The sequence below is a fragment of the Vibrio sp. S234-5 genome, from assembly GCF_000960595.1.
Taxonomy (GTDB): domain Bacteria; phylum Pseudomonadota; class Gammaproteobacteria; order Enterobacterales; family Vibrionaceae; genus Vibrio.
Genome location: NZ_JZAM01000275.1, coordinates 183520 through 204085 on the forward strand (window position 1 = coordinate 183520; position 20566 = coordinate 204085).

A 20566-nucleotide genomic window follows, 5' to 3' on the forward strand; every position below is an offset into this window, starting at 1 on the left:
GAGGAGAGTCCATCATGGCATTCGAACAAGTATGTGACATTAACGACATTATTCCGGGTACGGGAGTGTGTGCACTGGTTAACGGACAGCAAGTCGCGGTATTTCGTCCTGGTGAAGACGAGCAGGTATTTGCCATCAGCAACACAGACCCGTTCGCGCGCTCAAACGTACTGTCTCGCGGTTTGATCGCTGAGCACAAAGGTGGTCTTTGGGTGGCAAGTCCACTGAAAAAGCAGCGCTTTAATCTGGCGACCGGTGCTTGTATGGAAGATGAACGTTTTAACGTGAAATCGTACCAAGCTCGCGTCAACAACGGCATTGTCGAAATCTCTGCTTAATCATTGGCTTGAGATTCAATAGCACAAAGGCTTCTTGTTTCCTCAACGGATTTTTGTAGGGAAAAGACGAAAAAGAGCAGGGAGCCTTTCTCTATTCCATCTTCAATTTTAACTTTGATAAAGGGACGCTCTATGTCTGATTTAAAACCTGCTGAATTCGTGCAAACCATGATTGATGTTGGTGAAGCGAAAATAAAAACCTCAACGCGCGACTTAATTTTGCGCGGCACGATGGCGGGCATCATATTATCGCTCGCTGTGGTGGTGGCGATTACCGCGATTACGCAAACCGGATTAGGCATTGTCGGTGCGCTTGTGTTCCCGGTGGGTTTTTGCATTTTAAGCCTGATGGGATACGACTTGGTGACTGGCGTGTTTGGTTTGGCGCCGTTAGCCAAGTTTGATAATCGCCCGGGCATTACTTGGTCACGCGTCTTTCGTTGTTGGGGACTAGTTGGTCTTGGCAACTTAATTGGTTCACTGCTTGTTGCTGCGCTTATCGCACTCTCTTTAACCATGAACTTTAGCGTAGAGCCAAATGCGGTTGGTCAAACGTTTATCAAAGCGGCGACGGCTCGCACGGTAGGCTTTGAAAACCTAGGTGCAGATGGTTGGATCACCTGTTTTGTGCGCGGCATTTTGTGTAACTTGATGGTTTGTCTAGGTGTTGTCGGTAACATGACGGCCAGAACCGTGGCAGGAAAGATCGCCGCAATGTGGCTACCTATTTTTATCTTCTTCGCGCTGGTGTTTGAACACGCCGTGGTCAACATGTTCTTATTCCCACTCGGTATGATGCTGGGAGCGGACTTCGGCATCGCGATTTGGTTGAACTTCAACTTGATCCCAACCATTTTAGGGAACATCGTCGGAGGTTTACTCTTCACTTGCATTCCTCTTTATTTAACGCACGCGAAAACCTCGCCAGCGCTGGCGAGCAAACTGCCGTAAGCATTCAACCTGTGTTGAATGGCAAATAACCTAAGTCATGCCCTGAAACGGTGTGGTTTCGTGGCAAGTCAATAATCGAAGGTGAGCGAGTACGCTAATCAGCCAGATACTCGCTTACGCTAAAGATTTTCTGATAACAAGTGGCCATTTACCAAATAAGCCGTTGTGAGTGCCACTTTTTATCATCAAAATTTCTATAGGCTCAACAATGAAGTCAATCACGCTCGCTTCCGTTCAAACTCAAGGTTTTGTTTCTCTGGTCGGTGCAGGGCCCGGCGATCCCGATCTTTTGACCGTAAAAGGGTATCGCGTTATTCAACAAGCGGACGTGGTGGTTTACGACCGTTTGGTTTCCGCTGAAATTCTTGCTCTCGCTAGTGAAAATGCCGAGAGAATTTACGTCGGCAAAAAGCTCGATTATCACTGCGTGCCGCAAGACCAAATCAACCAAATTTTGCTCGATAAGGCATTAGAGGGTAAACGTGTCGTGCGCCTCAAAGGCGGGGACTCGTTTATTTTTGGACGTGGCGGGGAAGAGCTTGAGGTATTGGCTGAACACGGTATTCGCTTTGAGGTGGTTCCCGGCATTACCGCTGCCGCCGGAGCAACCGCCTATGCGGGGATTCCGCTGACCCATCGCGATCACGCGCAGAGTGTGCAGTTTATTACGGGCCACATTCAAAAAGATGGCAAAGAGATCAAATGGGCGTCACTGGCGCAAGCCAATACCACTTTGGTGTTTTATATGGGGCTCAAGCAGTCTGGGTACATCGCGCAGAAGCTACTGGAAAATGGATTGGATGCCAATATGGCGTGTGCAATTATTGAGAATGGTACGCGCCGAGAGCAAAAAGTGCTGCGTGGAACCTTACAAGATTTACCAAGTCTCGCTCGGCAGGCAGTAAGTCCTGCGCTGATCGTAGTGGGTCGCGTTACAACTTTGCACGAAAAACTGAAATGGTTCGCTTAATTTGCTGGTTAAAATTGGGCTGGAAACTCTAATTTCTGCCCATTTTCAATGCGTTAGGAGTGTTTTTTAACCGATCGGTAACTTTGGCTAGCGAAATTGCTAGCATTTTTTTTCAGTAGGCGTATAGTATCTCTCGGCTCTTACAAAAGAGTGGTAATGTTAGATTTAGTCAAAGTTCCTTCTCAGTTATTTCTCGAAACCTTTCGTTAGACCTGCGTAAACTTTCTCTTGATAAATCATTCATAGCTTTGTATAGCCACTTTCAATAATTGATTAATTTTTTAAAGAGGTCACTATGTCTGGAAAAATGACAGGTACAGTAAAATGGTTCAACGAAACTAAAGGCTTTGGTTTCATCTCTCAAGACAACGGCGGCAAGGACGTTTTCGTTCACTTCCGTTCAATCGTTTCTGACGGTTTCAAAACTCTGGCTGAAGGCCAAAAAGTTAGCTTCAACGTTGAGCAAGGCCAAAAAGGTCCTCAAGCTTCTGAAGTAACTGTACTGTAATCAGTAACCAGTTTTTAAGACAAGTGGTGCGATTCGTCGCACCACTTTTCATTTGTGCTCAATAAAATTTCTAGCCTCAACTCTTTTCCTGATTTTCTGCAGAAATTTCATCCTCGATTGGTTGCCTCCGTAGACGACGCTAGGCGACGCACTTTCCCGGCTGTTCCTCTTTATCTAAATATTTCTCGCGAATCGCCAAAAACTGCTCCAAATTGCCAAGTAGAACGGCTACACACTGTGGGTCGAACATTTGGCCTGTATGGGCGCGAATAAAATCCACCACCGCATCAACCGACCATTCTGGTTTGTAAGCTCTGCGGCTAAGCAGCGCATCAAAAACATCCGATAATGTAACGATGCGAGCTTCAAGAGGGATGGCATCCGCACAAAGTTTGTCTGGCAGCCCGGCACCATCAAAATGTTCATGATGATGACGCACAATGTGTTTGATAAATGCAATTTCATCTTGTGACACCAGTTCGGCATCTGAGAGATGCACCACTTGTTCAATGATCTCTTCTCCGTAAATCGTATGCATGTTCATAATGCAGCGCTCTTCGTCGGTAAAACGCTTGTCACTAAACAGCACATGATCAGGAATTTTGTATTTGCCGATATCGTGAAAGGGGGCGTAAAGCCGTATACGGTGGATGAATTGATGGCTGATTTCGGGGCGCTGCCGAGAAAGCAACCTTGCCAGCAGTTCACTGTATTTGCCCATGCGGATGAGGTGTTCCTTTGTCTCGGGATCGCGAGCGTGCCCCATATTGAGCGCCACGCTCAACGCCGCCTGAAAGTGTTTTTGATTTTCATGTAGATGGATGAAAAGCTGACTAATGAGGTTGGAAAGAAAAGCCAAATCTTTTTGCACGTCTTGATTGGTGAAGTAGTGGGTCACCTCAGCGTTATAAAACAGAAATCCAAGCGTCTTGTTACGATAACTCAACGGGACGGTATAGCTGCTTTTATGGCCAAGTGCTATCAGCCTCGTCACTCGGTCGGTTGGTGTCATCTGCTGCAAGTCATTGACAATGCGAACAGCACTGCTGAAGGCAAGATGGGTGAGCGAAGAATCTGTCGTTAACGCATGCTCCGCAAAATCCAGCTCAGTTGAGACATCCGTACCAATCAGCCTATCTCGCACATAGTAATTGGATGCCTGTTTATCCCCTAGCAGCACGACCGAAAAGCGAGACAACGGTGGAAATGCTTCACACAGTTGTTGGAACAACTCGTCTAAGAGAGTGACGATCTCTTTGTTTTGCGATGCAATCTGGTTAAGCCTGAGGTAGTCCAACATCCTTTTGCCCCTTCTTAGCGTGGTTTGCGAGATTTGATCCCGCTCCTCAAATTGAGACGACTAATGTATCAATAATGCTACATATCGTTAACACAAAAAGCATTGAAGTTAGAATTCCATCATCTTTAACAGGGTTATTTCCGTCGTGGTCACAAGAATATGTGCACTCTGACACATAAAAGATGGCAATAAAAAAGCGCCATGGGAGTGGCGCTACATTTTTAGCTGCAAAAGTAGTAAAGGATCAACGTACTTTAAAGCGATTGAGGACCGCAGAAAGTGCCTGAGAGGTGTCATCGAGTTCATCACTGACCGAGTTAGTCTGGGCGGCATTACTGTTCAACTGACGAATGATTTCTTGAATGGCGGCCATGTTCTTGCTCACCTCATCGGTCACTTGGCGCTGCTCCATTGCTGACGTGGCCACCAGAGTATTGAGATTATTGATTTGTGCGACTGAATCAGTCACCACATTGAGGGTATCCATCACATGATTAGTACGTTCGGCGGTCTCTTCACAGCGTGTGCGCGTTGAACCCATTTCATTTACCACGTTTTCGGTGGTGGATTTTAGCTTGGCCAGCATCTCATTAATCTGCGCGGTACTTTGCTGGGTTCTCGCTGCTAAGGCGCGAACTTCGTCTGCGACCACGGCAAAACCACGACCTTGTTCCCCAGCGCGCGCCGCTTCAATTGCGGCGTTGAGAGCAAGCAAGTTGGTTTGCTCTGCGATATCGCCAATCACTTGCAATACCGAATTGATCTGCTTGGTATCGTCACTCATACGCGTGATGGTGTCTGACATCGAAACCACTTGCGTGACCAAATCGTTGACGCTGTGCACTGCGCCCGTAACACTCTGTTTCGACTCTTCAGCGTAGCGATTGGTTCTGTCGGTCAGTTTCGCCGCCTCGTCAGCGCTTTGGGCAATGGCGCTGGCGGTCGCGCTCATCTCCTCAATCGCAGTGATGGCTTGCTCGGTTTCTTGAGTGTGCTGATTGAGTGTCGAGAGGTTAGAGCTTGACTGCACGCCTAAATTAGCTACCGCATGGTCAATGCCTTTAGAAGAGTCGGCCACTTCGATAAACATCTGTTGCAGATGTTCAATAAACAAGTTGATGGAGTGAGAGATACGTCCGATCTCATCTTGGCTTTCAATATCAAGGCGTTGGGTCAGATCGCCATTGCCTTGCGAAAGACCAGCCACCACCACTTGCAAGCGCGCAAGCGGTTTGAATGACACATGCAGCAGTGGCACGCTAAACAGAATAATACCTGCCGCACACACTAACAGGGCGAGGGTGATCATCCAGTTGAGTTGGTCAGTATTGGCTTGGATGCTATCGAGATCGATGTAGCCGACCAGATCCCATTGTTGTCCGGCGAACGAGACGCTACGCACAATCGGCGTGAGGTTGTTGCCGTGCTTATTGCTGAAAATGACGCTGCCATTAGCGATCAGTTCGGCGTAACTGCCTTCGTTGGCGTAGTCGGTAATGACTTTACTAAATTGGCTTAAGTTAAAGACAAAAAAATCAACCGAATCATCAATGCGCTTGATAGAAAAGGTAATCATCGGTACGCCGCTATTCATGCTAACTGGGCTGATGACGGTTTCGCTAGGATGATTTTCTGCCAAGTCGATATACTGCTGAGCATCCTCGTCGCTCATATTGCCTGTATCGTCAAATGCATAGCCGTTGACGATTTTGACTATCTTGTCAAAACCCGAACTCTCTTTGGTTTCGCTGATGTCCATCATGCTGAAATTTAAACTGTTTGCCAGTGACAGTTTACCGTTTAGCTCAGCCTCAATTTTACGTTGGATAAGATCGACGTTATGGGTAATGTTTTTACTGTCAGATTCTTCTATATAGCGGCTGATGAAATAATTAACGCTGAAATAGGAGGTGACGATGGTTAATGTGATGATTGCGATGATCAGTGCAATGATCTTATTTTTAAAGGAAAGGTGATTCATAACACTTTAGATCCTTAAAAGTGACTAATGAAATAGGTGTCGCATTCCAGCGGCACAACAAAAGAGAAAACCTGATTTATAGTTTGGCTCAATAGTAAGACAGCCTCTATTTTGTTGCAAACAAGTTTCATTCGGTTGCAAACAGAATATCGACTGAGGCGAAAGCAAAATTTGTCATTTGCCTACAATGTCAGCAATTTTGATCGGTCAGAGAACGCATTCTGTATCGTTTTACTCCGCTGTTCAGGCATAAACCTCGATAAAAAAGTAGCCCGTGATCAGCAGAGAGGAGAGCGCCACAAAACGTTGAATCCAGATGCGGGCAATGTACTTAGATGCCATCGCTGAAACATAACCGCCAGCCAAGCTGCCCACCAGCACCGCCATGCCATTCAGCCAATCAATCGATCCATGCCAGACAAAGATGGCAACTGCGACGAGAGAAACGCAGCTAGAAATAAGCAGCTTGAGGCCGTTCATCAAATGAATATCGTGATAACCGCAAAGGCTCAGATAGCCAAGTACGACGATGCCTAGCCCGGCATTAAAAAAGCCTCCGTAAGCCGAGACCAGAAGTAAAAAAGCAGCAGGTAAAATCTGTTGAGTGAAACTCGACTTTTCCTCGTGTGAGCCTTGAGCAAGGCGGCGATTGATACTTGGCCCAAAGATAAACAGCAAGGTGGCGAAGAGCAGCAGCCAAGGAATCGCAGTCAGAAAGTCATTTTCTTCGGTGGTCAGCAGCAGAACGGCGCCAAGCACGCCGCCCATTAGGCTGACTATGATGGTTCTTGGCAACACATCGCGATGACGACTCAGTTCATGGCGAAAACCCCAAGCGCCACTGAGGTAACCAGCACAAGAGGCAAATGTATTGGTGGCATTGGCGATAACAGGCGGCACGCCAACTGCCATGAGTGCTGGGAACGTGATGAAACTGCCGCCGCCCGCAATGGAGTTGAGTACACCACCAAACACGCCAGCGAAGAAAAGTAGAAGAATATCCATGTGTTAGCTGTCCTTTTTTCTTCACCTTAGCGAAAGACAACGAGCAGTGATAGTGGACAAAAGGCAAACAGTGACTGAGTTGGCATCAATAAAAAACCGCCTCAAACGAGGCGGTCTATAGATTATTTGGCGGTTTGCGCCGTTTTGTTGCCGCTTGGTTTGAGCTTTTGATACACAGTCACCCACAGTGGGCTGGTGAGCATCACCACAGCAAGCAAAGTAAACACCAGCGTGATTGGCCGTTCCCATAAGAAGTTGAGCTGACCGTCGGAGATCATTAATGCACGGCGCAGGTTCTCTTCCATCAGACCACCAAGGATAAAGCCAAGTAGCAGTGGCGCCAGCGGAAAATTGGCTAAACGCAGCGCAATGGCGCCCATGGCCACCAGCAGCATGACGAACACATCCATTGTGTTGAACGACACCAAATACACACCCGTGATCGAGAAAAACAGGATCATGGGGAGTAGTACGGTTTTAGGCACCGCAAGCAAACGTGAAATGTAAGGGATCAAAGGCAGGTTTAGTACCAACAAAACGATATTGCCAACGTACATCGAAATGATCACCGACCAAAATACATCGGGATGGTCAACAAACAGACGCGGCCCGGGTTGAATGCCGTATGCGATGAGTGCACCGAGCATGATGGCGGTAGTGCCTGAGCCTGGAATACCCAGTGTCAAAAGGGGAACAAAGGAACCACTGGAAGCGGCATTATTGGCCGATTCTGGCGCGACTAAGCCGCGCAGGCTGCCTTTGCCGAACTCCTCTTTCTTCTCTTTTGGCGCGAGATTGCGCTCCATACCGTAGCTCAGGAAAGCCGCGATGGTGGCACCTGCGCCCGGCAATACACCCGTAAAGAAACCGAGCAGCGATGAGCGAATGGAAACAGGGGCGGCTTCTTTGAACTCTTCCTTACTGATTTTCATTGAGCCGATGTTGCTGAGTTTGTTTTGTTCTTCGCCGCGAGTGTCTTGTTCTGGCTTTAAAATGCCCATTAAGGTTTCGCCGAGAGCGAACGTCGCCATGGCAAGCAGAAGGAAGCTAAAGCCATCCATCAAGTCGGTGAGGCCAAAGGTAAAACGCTCAACACCGACGCCTTTATCGATGCCCACGGTTGATAGCATTAGCCCGAGAATAGTCATCATCCAAGCTTTCAGCACTTGACCTTTGCCCGCAAACGCCGCCACTGCAGAGAGGCCAACCAACATCAGCGCAAAATAGTCTGAAGATTGAAAACTGAGCGAGACGGTCGCTAGCGCTGGCGCGGCGATCAATAGCATGATGGCGGAGAGCGTTCCGCCGGTAAACGAAGCATATGCAGCCAGTGCTAGCGCTTTACCTGCTTGGCCTTTTTGCGCCATTGGGTAGCCATCGAAGGCCGTTACAACCGTGGAAGAACAGCCGGGAGCGTTGATCAAAATCGACGAAGTGGAGCCACCAAAAATAGCGCCATAATAGACCCCGGCCATCAAGATCATGCCTGAAGCGGGTTCGAGCCCGTAGGTGATTGGGATCATCAGCGCAATCGCCGAAATCGGGCCAAGCCCCGGCAACATACCGATGAAGGTGCCAACAAAACAGCCAACAATCACCATCAAAAGGTTCATCGGCATTACCGCCGTTGAAAGGCCTTGCAAAATTCCATCTAACATAACATTTATCCTATAAAGCCGATTACCACAGGGTGAAGATCACGCCGGGTTCAAGGTAAACATCCAAGCCTTTGGTGAGCAGCAGATAAAACGCGATCACAAAGGGAAAAGACGCGCCAAATAAGACCTTTTTGCGACGTTCGCCAAGCAAGTAAAAACCAGCCATCAGGAAAAAACCGGTAGCGAGCACAAAGCCAAGATAAGTGAGGCCAAGTCCGTATAACGCCATGAGGACGATAAAAGCGATCAGCAGTTTCCAGTTAAAATTCACCACAGCGCCACTTTTACTGTCAGGTTGACCGGAGATCAGCAGCAACAGCGATAGCAAACTGCCGATGATGGTGAGCGCAAACGGCAAGGTACGGGCAGTGAAGGGTTCGAGTTCATCGCCCGGATAAAGCGGGATCTGATAAGTTTGATAGCCGTAGCCAAGACAGAGAAGCAAGAAAATCAGCGCGCCAACGCGGTCACGGCTGAGTAACAACTCGGTCGAGAACAGTTTATTGCTTTTGAGTGAAGTGGTTGGTAAGTCCGACATAGCCAACTCCATGATTCAAGAGAGAAAAGCGCCGTAAATGAAGCGTCAATGAGAAGGATTCACTGACAAAACAGACCATACGACCTGCGAGGATTCATAAACAAAGGAGTAATCAAACACTGCCGAGGCAGCACTTCATAAACGGCAAAAGGGTGATAAGGGCAGGGGAAACCTGCCCGTCTGGATTATTTCAAAAAGCCGAGTTCGCGCATCAGGTCGCCCATCTGTTTTTCTTGCTCTTCAAGGAAGGCATAGAACTCTTTGTCTGCTTTGTAGTTGTCAATCCAACCATTGCGATCGCGCACCACCTTCCAATCTTCGGTGGTGTACATCTTGCTGAGCGCGGCATTCCACTCGTCGATCTTCTCTTGGCTCACGCCCGGTGCGGCAAAAAAACCGCGCCAGTTGGCAAAGACGGTTGGGTTGTTGTATTCGGTCAGTGTGGGAATGTTCGGGGCGGCTTCAAGGCGTTTGGGTGCTGTCACCGCTAGCACCTTGACTTGGCCAGCCTTAGACATTTCCAGCACTTCGCCAAGACCGGTTGAGAGCAACTGAGTTTCTCCAGAAAGTAGCGCCGCCATCGCTTTACCACCAGCATCATAAGCGATGTAGCGTACATCTTTTGCTTCAAAACCTTGACCTTTAAACGCAGCGGCGGCAACAAGGTGGTCCATGGAGCCGCGTGCGGAGCCGCCAGCCACTTTCACTTTGAGAGGGTTGGCCGCGAAATCTTTCACCACATCTTCCCAAGTGTTGTACTTAGAATCTGCCGACGCCACGATGGCGCCGTAATCCGCCACTGTGGCAGCGACAGGAGTCAAATCTCGAAACGATTGCGGAAACACGCCGCTGAGCGAGCGAACTACGATCGGCGTCGAGTTGACCATCAGCGTATCTTCTTGGCGTTTGGCCGTTTCAATCAGATGCGCAATCGCTTTGCCACCACCGCCACCGGAAAGGTTTTGGTAGGAGACGTTGTCGACAATCTCCGCTTTCATCAGTACATCACCTGTACCGCGTGCAGTCATATCCCAGCCGCCGCCTGCGCCACCTGGGATCAGAAAGTGGATCTTCTCTATATCAGCGGCAAAAGTGTTCAGAGAAAAAGTAGCGGCGATGATCGAGGCTGCCAGAGTCGGTTTAAGTGCCTTAAACATGTTTCACGTTCCTTATGTCGGCGCTTCCTCGCTAAGAAGAAGCTGCTTATCGTTATGGTTTTTCCCCGCTACCACAGCATGTATGTCGCAGGAATAGAGAAAGGTTAAAAACCTGTTAACAAAATGTCTCTAATAGGAAGTTAAAAAAAATAACGGCCATAAAGTGAATTTTGTGCATAAAGTTCACGCCATCTCGCGCGTTTTTGCCCAATGACCAAAACTGTCGACACTTATCCATGTTTTGTTTGCGCAGAGTTTGTCGCTATCGATACTTTTCTTTTCAGTGCTAATGCCGCCTTTAAATGTTTTTGTAGAATAAAAACAACAAGATAATATCAAATTCTGAACTGATTCTGGCTGGTTTCTTCAATTGATGGTTGTTTTGAATATAACCATTGGGATATATACCTTAGTCTAAAGTGTCGACAACTTGCTTGATTGTCGACACTTTTATGCGCTATGTTAGCGTCAAGAGATAAAGAGTGTAAACACACAAGCGTGTCTGGAAGCGTGATGGAAATGAATGTCGAAGAGAGAGCTCACCTTAAAGTGCCAGTAAACGAGAAAGAAAATACCAAGTCAGAGACACTGACGGAGCTGTTGGTTGAAGCCATCATCAACGGCGACATGCTGCCGGGGAGTAAAATCTCGGAGCCGGAGCTGGCAAAACATTATCAAGTGAGTCGTGGGCCTTTACGTGAAGCCATCATGCGGGTGGAGGGGCTGGGTTTGATTGAACGCGCTCCGCATGTTGGCGCGCGCGTGATTACCTTCTCTCCAGAAAAACTGATGGAGCTGTACGCGGTGCGCGAAGCATTGGAGGGCATGGCAGCCCGATTGGCCGCACGTTACATCACTCAAGAAGAGTTGCTGAGTTTGGAACTGCTGCTTTCGACCCATTCGAAACATATCGACGAAGTGGAAGGATCTTCGTACTTCCATCAACACGGTGATTTTGATTTTCACTACCGGATCATCAAAGCGAGTCGTAATCGCAAGCTCATCGCTTTGCTGTGTGACGAGCTCTACCACCTGCTGCGCATGTACCGTTATCAATCACCCAGAGCCCAATCGCGACCCAAAGAAGCGTTGGATGAACATAAGTATATTTTGCAGGCGATCCGTAATCGTGATGAAGAACTGGCAGAAATGCTGATGAGACGCCATATTTCAGGCAGTAGGAAACTAATTGAACAACATATTCTGCAAGATTAGAGGAAAATGTGATGAATTTATCCCCCGGGGCGAAGTTTAGACTCGCCGTCCAACAAAACGATCCGTTACAAATTGTCGGCACGATCAACCCATATTGCGCCATGATGGCGAAAAAACTCGGTCATCAGGCGATTTATCTCTCTGGAGGTGGTATCGCTAACGCCTCTTATGGCTTGCCGGATCTCGGCATCACCACACTCAACGATGTGCTGGTGGACGTGGAACGCATCACCAATGCGTGTGACCTGCCTTTATTGGTCGACATCGACACCGGTTTTGGCGGCGCGTTTAACATTGCCCGCACCATCAAAGCGATGGAAAAAGCCGGCGCAGCGGCGGTGCACATGGAAGACCAAGTGGCGCAGAAACGCTGTGGTCACCGACCCAACAAAGCGATTGTCAGCCAGCAAGAGATGGTGGACCGCGTTAAAGCGGCGGTCGATGCGCGCAGTAATCCAGAGTTTGTCATCATGGCGCGTACCGATGCGCTGGCGGTTGAAGGTATGGACAGTGCCATTGAGCGTGCCATTGCGTGTGTGGAAGCGGGCGCTGACATGATCTTCCCGGAAGCGATGACAGAGCTTAAGCAGTATGAGCAGTTCTCAACGGCGCTACAATCTGCTACGGGGAAGCATGTGCCTATTCTGGCCAATATCACCGAGTTTGGCCAAACGCCGCTGTACGGCGGTGAAGAACTCGCCAAAGCGAAAGTGGACATGGTGCTTTACCCGCTGAGCGCATTCCGCGCGATGAACAAAGCGGCCGAGATGGTGTATCGCCATCTGCTGGAAGTGGGGAATCAGGAAGCGCTGCTGGGGCAGATGCAGACGCGCAAAGAGCTGTATGAATACCTCAACTATCATGATTACGAAGACAAGCTGGATCAGCTGTTTTCAGAAAAATCCTCCTAAAAGGAAGCCTTTTTTGTGGGGAAGCGCAAGAAAAAGTCGGAAATTGTACACAGAGCCCTTAAGGGCCAAACCCAATAACGTGAAACCGCTGCGCCATTGAGCATACGCTGATCCAACGAGGTCGATTCACCAGAATCTAAAGCGCAGCAAGAAAAGGAGTTCGACATGTCATCGAAAGAGCTAGGCGGAGCAGGTCTACGTGGTCAAAGCGCTGGAAGCACTGCTTTATGTACCGTTGGTAAAACTGGAACCGGTTTGACGTACCGCGGTTATGACATCACAGATCTGGCAAATAACGCTCAATTTGAAGAAGTTGCTCATCTACTGTTAGTCGGTCATTTGCCAACGCAAGCCGAACTGGACCAATACAAAACCCGTCTGATTGGCCTGCGCGGGCTGCCTCAGCCATTGAAAGAGGTACTGGAGCGCATTCCGGCTGATGCGCATCCGATGGACGTGATGCGGACGGGTTGTTCGATGCTGGGAAATCTGGAAACTGAACACGATTTTTCACAGCAGCTTGCCGCGACAGAGCGCATGCTGGCGCTGTTTCCGGCCATTATCTGTTACTGGTATCGCTTTAGCCATGATGGCGTGCGCATCGATACAGAAGACACCAGTGAAGACTGTATCGGCGGTTACTTCCTGAAAATGCTGACCGACAAAGCGCCAAGCGATCTATTCAAACAAGTGATGCACTGCTCGTTGATTCTGTACGCAGAGCACGAGTTCAACGCATCCACGTTCACGGCTCGCGTCTGTGCCTCCACCTTGTCTGATATTCACTCGTGCGTGACGGGCGCGATCGGTACGCTGCGCGGTCCGCTGCATGGCGGCGCGAACGAAGCGGCGATGGAGATGATCGAGAACTGGAAAACGCCGGATGAAGCGGAACAAAACATTCTGCGCATGCTGGAAAACAAAGAGAAAATCATGGGCTTTGGTCACGCGATTTACCGTGAGAGCGATCCGCGTAACGCCCTGATCAAACGCTGGTCGAAAGAATTGTCCGAAAAAGTCGGTGACACCCAACTCTATGCTGTTTCTGAGCGTGTTGAAGCGGTAATGAAACGCGAGAAGGGCTTGTTCTGTAACGCCGATTTCTTCCACGCCTCGGCGTATCACTTCATGGGTATTCCAACCAAACTCTTCACGCCCATCTTCGTGATGAGCCGTTTGACTGGCTGGGCTGCCCACGTGTACGAGCAGCGTGCGAACAACCGCATCATTCGTCCAAGTGCTGACTATGTTGGTCCGGATCATCAGCAATGGTTGCCGATTGAAAAACGCGGCTAACTCGCCAAGAAATGACCGTGCCCAATAGGCGCGGTCATCAATTTAATGCGGTTCGCCGAAGGGCGAATTTGCCTGCCACGGTTGTGACGCCCAAACAACTTAAAGCACTGGCGATACGCTTTCTGCTTTAAGTGGCAAGGGAATAGTAATGAATCGGATGGATACTATGACCACTCAAAACGAAATGAACAGCCAATACCGCAAACTGCTGCCCGGCACAAATATCCGTTATTTCGATGCCGAAGAAGCGGTCAACGCAATTGCGCCCGGTGCCTACGCGACGCTGCCTTATACCTCACGCGTTCTGGCTGAAAACTTGGTTCGCCGCTGCGAACCCGAAGCACTGACAGACTCCCTGAAACAACTGATTGAACGCAAACGCGACCTTGATTTCCCCTGGTATCCGGCGCGCGTGGTGTGTCACGACATTCTTGGCCAAACCGCGTTGGTTGATTTGGCTGGTCTGCGCGATGCGATCGCAGAGCAGGGCGGCGATCCAGCCAAAGTCAACCCGGTGGTGGAAACGCAACTGATTGTTGACCACTCGCTTGCGGTCGAACACGCAGGGTTTGAACCGGATGCGTTTGAGAAAAACCGCGCGATTGAAGATCGCCGCAACGAAGACCGTTTTCACTTCATCGAATGGTGTAAAACCGCGTTTAAGAACGTCAGCGTGATCCCTGCCGGGAACGGCATCATGCACCAGATCAACCTGGAAAAAATGTCGCCCGTGGTACAACTGAAAAACGGCGTGGCGTTTCCTGATACGTGTGTCGGCACTGACAGCCACACGCCGCACGTCGATTCTCTTGGCGTCATCGCGATTGGCGTCGGCGGTTTGGAAGCCGAAACCGTCATGCTTGGTCGCCCATCCATGATGCGCCTGCCGGATATCGTCGGCGTGAAACTGATCGGCAAACGCAAACCGGGCATTACCGCCACCGACATCGTTTTGGCGATCACCGAATTTCTGCGCGGCGAACGCGTGGTGTCGTCTTATCTCGAATTTTTCGGTGAAGGGGCGAAAGAGCTTACCATCGGCGACCGCGCGACGATTTCCAACATGACTCCGGAATATGGTGCCAGCGCGGGCATGTTCTACATTGATGAGCAGACCATCAACTACCTGAAACTGACTGGCCGCGATGCCGAACAAGTGGCGCTGGTTGAACAGTACGCCAAACAAACTGGCTTGTGGGCGGATGCGCTGGAGACGGCGCAATACGAACGCGTATTGGAGTTTGATCTCTCGCAGGTAGAACGTAACTTGGCCGGGCCTTCCAACCCGCATCGCCGCTTGCCCACCTCGCAATTGGCGCAGCGCGGCATCGCCGGAAAGTGGGAAGAAAAAGCGGGCGAAATGCCCGATGGTGCTGTGATCATCGCCGCCATTACCTCATGTACCAACACCAGTAACCCGCGCAACGTGGTCGCGGCTGGCTTGGTGGCGAAAAAAGCCAATGAACTGGGTTTGGTGCGTAAACCGTGGGTGAAAACCTCATTTGCGCCGGGCTCGAAAGTCGCCAAATTGTATCTTGAAGAAGCCAAGCTGCTGCCTGAATTGGAACAGTTGGGCTTTGGCATCGTGGCGTATGCATGTACCACTTGTAACGGCATGAGTGGCGCGCTGGATCCGAAGATCCAACAAGAGATCATCGATCGCGATCTGTACGCGACCGCTGTATTGTCGGGCAACCGTAACTTTGATGGTCGGATTCACCCCTACGCCAAACAGGCGTTTCTGGCCTCGCCACCGCTGGTCGTCGCTTATGCGCTGGCGGGTACAATTCGCTTTGATATCGAGTGCGATGCGCTGGGGCATGATGCCAACGGTAAGCCGATTTACCTCAACGACATCTGGCCAAGCGATGAAGAGATTGATGCGATTGTGAATCAGCACGTCAAACCTGAGCAGTTCAATCAAGTCTACATTCAAATGTTTAAAATCGATGACGCCGAGCAAAACAGCAATCCGCTATACGACTGGCGCCCAATGAGTACCTACATTCGCCGTCCGCCGTATTGGGAAGGCGCGCTGGCGGGTGAACGCACGCTTAAAGGCATGCGCCCATTGGCGGTGGTGGGTGACAACATCACCACCGACCACCTGTCGCCATCGAATGCGATTCTGGCCAGCAGCGCCGCTGGTGAATACCTGACTAAAATGGGCGTGCCGGAAGAGGACTTTAACTCCTACGCGACGCACCGCGGCGATCATTTGACGGCGCAACGCGCAACGTTTGCCAACCCGAAACTGTTCAATGAAATGGTCAAAGAGCATGGCGAGGTGGTGCAAGGCTCGCTTGCGCGTATCGAACCGGACGGCAAAGTGACGCGTATGTGGGAAGCGATTGAAATCTACATGCAGCGCAAACAGCCGCTGATCATTGTGGCGGGCGCCGACTACGGCCAAGGCTCCTCGCGTGACTGGGCAGCCAAAGGTGTGCGTTTAGCCGGTGTGGAAGCGATTGTCGCCGAAGGTTTTGAGCGCATCCACCGTACCAACCTGGTCGGCATGGGCGTGTTGCCACTGCAATTCAAAGAGGGCGTGAATCGCCTTACGCTGGGACTCGATGGCACCGAACTGTACGACGTGGTGGGTGACATCAAGCCGGGCTGCGATTTGGCGCTGGTGATCACTCGTCAAAATGGCGAGAAGCTGGATGTCGCGGTGACATGTCGTTTAGATACCGCCGATGAAGTGCATGTGTATAACGCGGGCGGTGTTCTGCAGCGTTTTGCGCAAGACTTTCTGGCCAACTGAGAAGGAGTGATGTAATGAGCAATGTCAGCACATCTTCTCCATCGGCCGCCGCTGAGATGCTGTCTCAGTCGCTATCTTCTCAAAACAGAGAGCCTTCTCAAACCCGAGTGCCCGCGACGTACATGCGTGGCGGCACCAGCAAAGGGGTGTTTTTCCGTCTGGGCGATCTGCCGCCTGCGGCGCAGGTGGCGGGCGCGGCGCGCGATCGCTTACTCATGCGCGTGATTGGCAGCCCGGATCCGTACGGCAAACAGATTGACGGCATGGGCGGCGCCACTTCAAGTACCAGTAAAACCGTGATTGTGTCGAAAAGTGCTCAAGCGGGTCATGACGTCGATTATCTGTTTGGACAAGTGTCGATTGATAAAGCGTTTGTCGACTGGAGCGGTAACTGCGGCAATCTGTCGGCGGCGATTGGTCCGTTTGCGATTTACGCAGGATTCATTGAGCCCGAGCGCATTCCTCACAACGGTGTGGTTGAGGTGCGCGTGTGGCAAGTCAACATCAGCAAAACCATCGTGGTGCATGTACCGATCAAAGATGGCTTAGTGCAGGAAACGGGCGAGTTTGAACTTGATGGTGTGACTTTCCCGGCGGCGGAAATTCAGGTGGATTTCATGGACCCTGCCGACGGTGAAGGCTCTATGTTCCCGACCGGAAATTTGGTCGATGATCTTGATGTTCCGGGCGTAGGCACATTTAACGCCACGTTAATCAATGCGGGCATTCCGACGATTTTTGTCGATGCCGCGTCGATTGGCTATCAGGGCACGGAGCTTCAGGATGACATCAACAGCGACAGCCAAGCGCTGGCGATGTTTGAAACCATTCGTGCCTACGGCGCGCTGAAAATGGGGCTGATTCAAGACCTCAGTGAAGCGCAAACCCGCCAGCACACGCCCAAAATTGCGTTTGTCTCCAAACCGCAAACCTATACCGCATCCAGCGGCAAAACCGTTGCAGCCAGTGATGTCGATGTACTGGTTCGCGCGTTGTCGATGGGCAAATTACATCACGCCATGATGGGAACCGCTGCCGTTGCCATTGCTGCCGCGGCGTGTGTGCCAGGAACGTTGGTCAATTTGGCCGCCGGGGGCGGAGAGAAAACGTCGGTGACCTTTGGTCACCCTTCGGGAACATTAAAAGTTGGCGCCAGTGCAAGCGAAACGACGCAAGGTTGGGTGGTAGAAAAAGCCGTGATGGGTCGCAGCGCACGTATTTTGATGGAAGGTTGGGTGCGAGTGCCCGCAGAAACCATCAACAACGGCTAAGCCAGAACAATCAAGGAGAAGCACCATGTCTGCATATTTAAAGGAATATCAATGGGCAAAGGATGAGCCGCAAGCGTTCTGGAAAGCTCAAGCCCAAAACATCGACTGGTTTGAATTCCCTCAAACCATTTTGCAAGAAGACGAGCACGGCATTGAACGCTGGTTCCCGGATGGTTTGCTCAACACCTCGTGGTTGGCGCTGGATTACCACTGTGAACAGGGTCGCGGCGACCAAACGGCGCTGATTTACGATTCGCCGGTGACAGGCAAAAAGCAGCGATACAGCTACACCGCGCTGCGGGATTGTGTCGCGCGCGTGGCGGGCATGTTGGCCGAACAGGGCGTCACCAGAGGCGATCGCGTGATCATCTATATGCCGATGATCCCGGAAGCGGCGATGGCGATGCTAGCGTGCGCGCGTTTGGGGGCGATTCACTCGGTGGTGTTTGGCGGTTTTGCGCCAAACGAGCTGGCAGTGCGGATTGAAGACGCCGAGCCAAAAGTCATTATGACCGCCTCATGCGGTGTGGAAGTCAACAAAGTGATTCCTTACAAGCCTATGGTCGATAAAGCGATCATGGACAGTCGTTGGAAACCGGAAAAAGTGTTGGTGTATCAACGCCCGGAGTGTCTTGCCGATTTAACCAGTGAACGCGATCTGGAATGGAACACGCTGATTCAAAGCGCGCTGCCGCATGCGTGTGTGCCCGTGCTGGCAACGGACCCGCTTTACATTCTTTACACCTCAGGAACGACAGGCAAACCCAAAGGTGTGGTGCGTGACAACGGCGGTCATGCCGTCGCGATGAAATACTCGATGAACTGTATTTACAACATGCCGCAAAATGGCGTGTTCTGGGCCGCATCGGATGTGGGCTGGGTGGTGGGGCATTCTTACATTGTGTATGCGCCGCTGATTCACGGCTGCACAACCATTTTGTATGAAGGCAAACCAGTGCGTACGCCGGATCCAGGTGCATTCTGGCGCGTGTGTCAGGAATACAAAGTCACTGCACTGTTCTCGGCGCCAACGGCTTTCCGAGCCATCAAGAAAGAAGATCCAAATGGCGAGTATCTTAAGCACTATGACCTGTCGAGCGTGAAAACCATCTTTATGGCGGGTGAACGTTTGGATCCGCCAACTTTAGAATGGGTCGAATCGCAAACCGACAAACCGGTCATTGACCACTGGTGGCAAACCGAAACGGGCTGGGCGATTGCCGGCAACCCAACGGGCATTGAACTGATGCCGATTAAAGCGGGTTCAGCGACTAAGCCGATTCCGGGGTATCAAGTGGAAATCCTCAATGAACTGGGCGAGGTGCTGCCGCCGAATCAGCAAGGCTTTGTGGCGTTGAAACGCCCGTTGCCGCCAAGCTGTTTGCCGACTGTATGGCGTAATCACGACCGTTTTGAGTCCGGTTATTTGTCGCAATTCCCAGGTTACTACGTCTCAGGTGATGGCGGTTATCTGGATGAAGATGGTTACCTGTTCATCATGGGCCGCATTGACGATGTGATTAACGTTGCGGGTCACCGTCTCTCGACTGGTGAAATGGAAGAGATTGTTGGCGCGCACCCAGCGGTGGCGGAATGCGCGGTGGTCGGCGTGCACGATGAACTGAAAGGGCAGTTGCCAATCGGGTTTGTGGTGCTCAAAGATGGTGTCAAAGTCGATGAACTGCAGTTGGAGCAAGAGCTTATCGGCAAAGTGCGAAACGAGATTGGTGCGGTGGCCTGCTTTAAACATGCCATGGTTGTCGAACGCCTACCCAAAACCCGCTCGGGTAAAATATTGCGCCGCACCATTCGCCAGATCGCAGATGGTGAGCAGTACGTTGTTCCCTCCACCATTGATGACCCCTCTAGCTTGAATGAAATTGAGAAAGTACTGCATCGAGAGTGATGGTTGTATCAAGAAAAGTACCAGTCCCGCTGATAAAAGGCGGGATTGGCGTTTTTGGCTACGCGACTCCAGCGTGATAACTGTCGGAGCAACAGCAAATTTTCTTGCTATCCTCCTTTGTGCGCGACAAACTGTCGTTTTGTAATTGATTGATCTCTCCATGACCGACTTCACCATCTCACCAGCACAACCAAGCGACATTGAGGCTCTCAATGAACTGATGTTCGCTCTGCATGACGAGCACCATCAGCAATGTCCCGAATTTTTCAAAACTGCCGAAGAGATTGAACAAGAGAAAAGCATTGCTCGCTATCTGGATGATCCAGAATGTTTGGTTTTTGTCGCAAAGCGAGGAGAAGAGGTGATTGGTTTTATCAGCGGCCACTTTTGTGAGCTGATTTCGACCGTTAGCCAACCTTTGCCAATGGGCAGTGTCGACGAGCTGTTTGTTGTAAATGCCTATCGCCATCAGGGCATCGCGCAAACGCTACTGGAAAAAATCGAGCAAACCTTCACTGACTATGGAGTCAGCCAAGTGTTTGTCGAAGTGTGGCATTTTAATCAGAATGCGATCGCTCTTTATCAAAAGTCGGGGTTTCAGCATCATATTCATTGGCTGCGAAAAACGCTCATCAGCGGAAAATAACGCTTCTGACAGTTTGCATTCAGCTCGGCAATTTGCTCAGTCTCCCATTGCTGGATGTTTTTCTGTTTACATGCTTAATTTTTGTCGAAAAAAATCTAACTTCCTGCCATCATGACGACAAATTTTCTTATTGTTGCTCACTAAAACATTC

At 50.4% G+C, this 20566-nt stretch carries 16 protein-coding genes and 1 pseudogene; 11 read left to right on the forward strand and 6 right to left on the reverse strand.

Features of this window, described 5'->3' with window-relative positions; translation table 11 throughout:
• The first annotated feature begins 14 nt into the window (after positions 1 to 14).
• The 4 genes from nirD to UF06_RS17560 all read left to right on the forward strand — a co-directional run bounded on the left by nirD (position 15) and on the right by UF06_RS17560 (position 2767).
• On the forward strand, positions 15 to 338 hold the full coding sequence (gene nirD, locus UF06_RS17545; RefSeq protein WP_045571588.1) for a nitrite reductase small subunit NirD: 324 nt from the start codon (positions 15 to 17) through the stop codon (positions 336 to 338).
• Between the two features lie 132 nt (positions 339 to 470).
• The gene (locus tag UF06_RS17550; protein ID WP_045571589.1) at positions 471 to 1289 is read left to right on the forward strand and encodes a formate/nitrite transporter family protein; all 819 of its coding nucleotides are present in this window, start codon (positions 471 to 473) and stop codon (positions 1287 to 1289) included.
• Positions 1290 to 1497: 208 nt separating this feature from the next.
• Positions 1498 to 2259 carry a uroporphyrinogen-III C-methyltransferase gene (gene cobA / locus UF06_RS17555; RefSeq protein ID WP_045571590.1) on the forward strand — a complete coding sequence of 254 codons (762 nt, stop codon included), beginning with the start codon at positions 1498 to 1500 and terminating at the stop codon, positions 2257 to 2259.
• A gap of 295 nt (positions 2260 to 2554) precedes the next feature.
• Entirely contained in the window at positions 2555 to 2767 is a 213-nt protein-coding gene (locus UF06_RS17560; RefSeq protein ID WP_039426258.1) for a cold-shock protein, read from the forward strand.
• Between the two features lie 139 nt (positions 2768 to 2906).
• On the opposite strand, the gene UF06_RS17565 is transcribed toward UF06_RS17560, so the two are convergent.
• The 6 genes from UF06_RS17565 to UF06_RS17590 form a co-directional block, all read right to left on the reverse strand.
• Entirely contained in the window at positions 2907 to 4067 is a 1161-nt protein-coding gene (locus UF06_RS17565) for an HD domain-containing phosphohydrolase (protein WP_045571591.1), read from the reverse strand.
• 244 nt (positions 4068 to 4311) lie between these two features.
• A complete protein-coding gene (locus UF06_RS17570) occupies positions 4312 to 6048 on the reverse strand; it encodes a methyl-accepting chemotaxis protein (protein ID WP_045571592.1) in 1737 nt (578 codons plus the stop codon).
• Positions 6049 to 6291: 243 nt separating this feature from the next.
• On the reverse strand, positions 6292 to 7053 hold the full coding sequence (locus UF06_RS17575) for a sulfite exporter TauE/SafE family protein (RefSeq protein WP_045571593.1): 762 nt from the start codon (positions 7051 to 7053) through the stop codon (positions 6292 to 6294).
• A 122-nt stretch (positions 7054 to 7175) separates the two neighbouring features.
• The gene (locus UF06_RS17580; protein ID WP_045571594.1) at positions 7176 to 8711 is read right to left on the reverse strand and encodes a tripartite tricarboxylate transporter permease; all 1536 of its coding nucleotides are present in this window, start codon (positions 8709 to 8711) and stop codon (positions 7176 to 7178) included.
• A gap of 22 nt (positions 8712 to 8733) precedes the next feature.
• Positions 8734 to 9249 carry a tripartite tricarboxylate transporter TctB family protein gene (locus tag UF06_RS17585; protein WP_045571595.1) on the reverse strand — a complete coding sequence of 172 codons (516 nt, stop codon included), beginning with the start codon at positions 9247 to 9249 and terminating at the stop codon, positions 8734 to 8736.
• Positions 9250 to 9434: 185 nt separating this feature from the next.
• Positions 9435 to 10406, reverse strand: a complete 972-nt coding sequence (locus UF06_RS17590) for a tripartite tricarboxylate transporter substrate binding protein (protein WP_045571596.1) — start codon at positions 10404 to 10406, stop codon at positions 9435 to 9437.
• Positions 10407 to 10925: 519 nt separating this feature from the next.
• Between UF06_RS17590 and UF06_RS17595 the strand changes: the two genes are divergently transcribed.
• From UF06_RS17595 to UF06_RS17625, 7 genes and pseudogenes are all read left to right on the forward strand, one after another.
• Complete coding sequence (locus UF06_RS17595; protein WP_045571618.1) at positions 10926 to 11621, forward strand: GntR family transcriptional regulator; 696 nt, start codon at positions 10926 to 10928, stop codon at positions 11619 to 11621.
• Positions 11622 to 11632: 11 nt separating this feature from the next.
• The gene (gene prpB / locus UF06_RS17600) at positions 11633 to 12532 is read left to right on the forward strand and encodes a methylisocitrate lyase (protein ID WP_039462981.1); all 900 of its coding nucleotides are present in this window, start codon (positions 11633 to 11635) and stop codon (positions 12530 to 12532) included.
• 165 nt (positions 12533 to 12697) lie between these two features.
• Positions 12698 to 13828, forward strand: a complete 1131-nt coding sequence (gene prpC, locus UF06_RS17605; protein ID WP_045571597.1) for a 2-methylcitrate synthase — start codon at positions 12698 to 12700, stop codon at positions 13826 to 13828.
• Positions 13829 to 13994: 166 nt separating this feature from the next.
• Complete coding sequence (gene acnD / locus UF06_RS17610) at positions 13995 to 16592, forward strand: Fe/S-dependent 2-methylisocitrate dehydratase AcnD (RefSeq protein ID WP_045571619.1); 2598 nt, start codon at positions 13995 to 13997, stop codon at positions 16590 to 16592.
• 56 nt (positions 16593 to 16648) lie between these two features.
• Positions 16649 to 17863, forward strand: coding sequence for a 2-methylaconitate cis-trans isomerase PrpF (gene prpF, locus UF06_RS17615; protein WP_139046402.1), 1215 nt, complete (start codon positions 16649 to 16651; stop codon positions 17861 to 17863).
• Between the two features lie 7 nt (positions 17864 to 17870).
• Positions 17871 to 19769 (forward strand): annotated as a pseudogene (locus UF06_RS17620) (propionyl-CoA synthetase); the annotation flags it as partial.
• A 160-nt stretch (positions 19770 to 19929) separates the two neighbouring features.
• Positions 19930 to 20415 carry a GNAT family N-acetyltransferase gene (locus tag UF06_RS17625; RefSeq protein WP_045571600.1) on the forward strand — a complete coding sequence of 162 codons (486 nt, stop codon included), beginning with the start codon at positions 19930 to 19932 and terminating at the stop codon, positions 20413 to 20415.
• The last annotated feature ends 151 nt before the right edge of the window (positions 20416 to 20566 follow it).

Bases quoted from the DNA above. Each gene is read 5' to 3' on its own strand.
- UF06_RS17560 (WP_039426258.1), top strand. From the start codon at position 2,555: ATGTCTGGAAAAATGACAGGTACAGTAAAATGGTTCAACGAAACTAAA.
- nirD (WP_045571588.1), top strand. From the start codon at position 15: ATGGCATTCGAACAAGTATGTGACATTAACGACATTATTCCGGGTACG.
- UF06_RS17575 (WP_045571593.1), bottom strand. From the start codon at position 7,053: ATGGATATTCTTCTACTTTTCTTCGCTGGCGTGTTTGGTGGTGTACTC.
- UF06_RS17585 (WP_045571595.1), bottom strand. From the start codon at position 9,249: ATGTCGGACTTACCAACCACTTCACTCAAAAGCAATAAACTGTTCTCG.
- UF06_RS17590 (WP_045571596.1), bottom strand. From the start codon at position 10,406: ATGTTTAAGGCACTTAAACCGACTCTGGCAGCCTCGATCATCGCCGCT.
- prpF (WP_139046402.1), top strand. From the start codon at position 16,649: ATGCTGTCTCAGTCGCTATCTTCTCAAAACAGAGAGCCTTCTCAAACC.
- acnD (WP_045571619.1), top strand. From the start codon at position 13,995: ATGACCACTCAAAACGAAATGAACAGCCAATACCGCAAACTGCTGCCC.
- UF06_RS17565 (WP_045571591.1), bottom strand. From the start codon at position 4,067: ATGTTGGACTACCTCAGGCTTAACCAGATTGCATCGCAAAACAAAGAG.
- UF06_RS17570 (WP_045571592.1), bottom strand. From the start codon at position 6,048: ATGAATCACCTTTCCTTTAAAAATAAGATCATTGCACTGATCATCGCA.
- UF06_RS17625 (WP_045571600.1), top strand. From the start codon at position 19,930: ATGACCGACTTCACCATCTCACCAGCACAACCAAGCGACATTGAGGCT.
- UF06_RS17595 (WP_045571618.1), top strand. From the start codon at position 10,926: ATGAATGTCGAAGAGAGAGCTCACCTTAAAGTGCCAGTAAACGAGAAA.
- prpC (WP_045571597.1), top strand. From the start codon at position 12,698: ATGTCATCGAAAGAGCTAGGCGGAGCAGGTCTACGTGGTCAAAGCGCT.
- cobA (WP_045571590.1), top strand. From the start codon at position 1,498: ATGAAGTCAATCACGCTCGCTTCCGTTCAAACTCAAGGTTTTGTTTCT.
- UF06_RS17550 (WP_045571589.1), top strand. From the start codon at position 471: ATGTCTGATTTAAAACCTGCTGAATTCGTGCAAACCATGATTGATGTT.
- prpB (WP_039462981.1), top strand. From the start codon at position 11,633: ATGAATTTATCCCCCGGGGCGAAGTTTAGACTCGCCGTCCAACAAAAC.
- UF06_RS17580 (WP_045571594.1), bottom strand. From the start codon at position 8,711: ATGTTAGATGGAATTTTGCAAGGCCTTTCAACGGCGGTAATGCCGATG.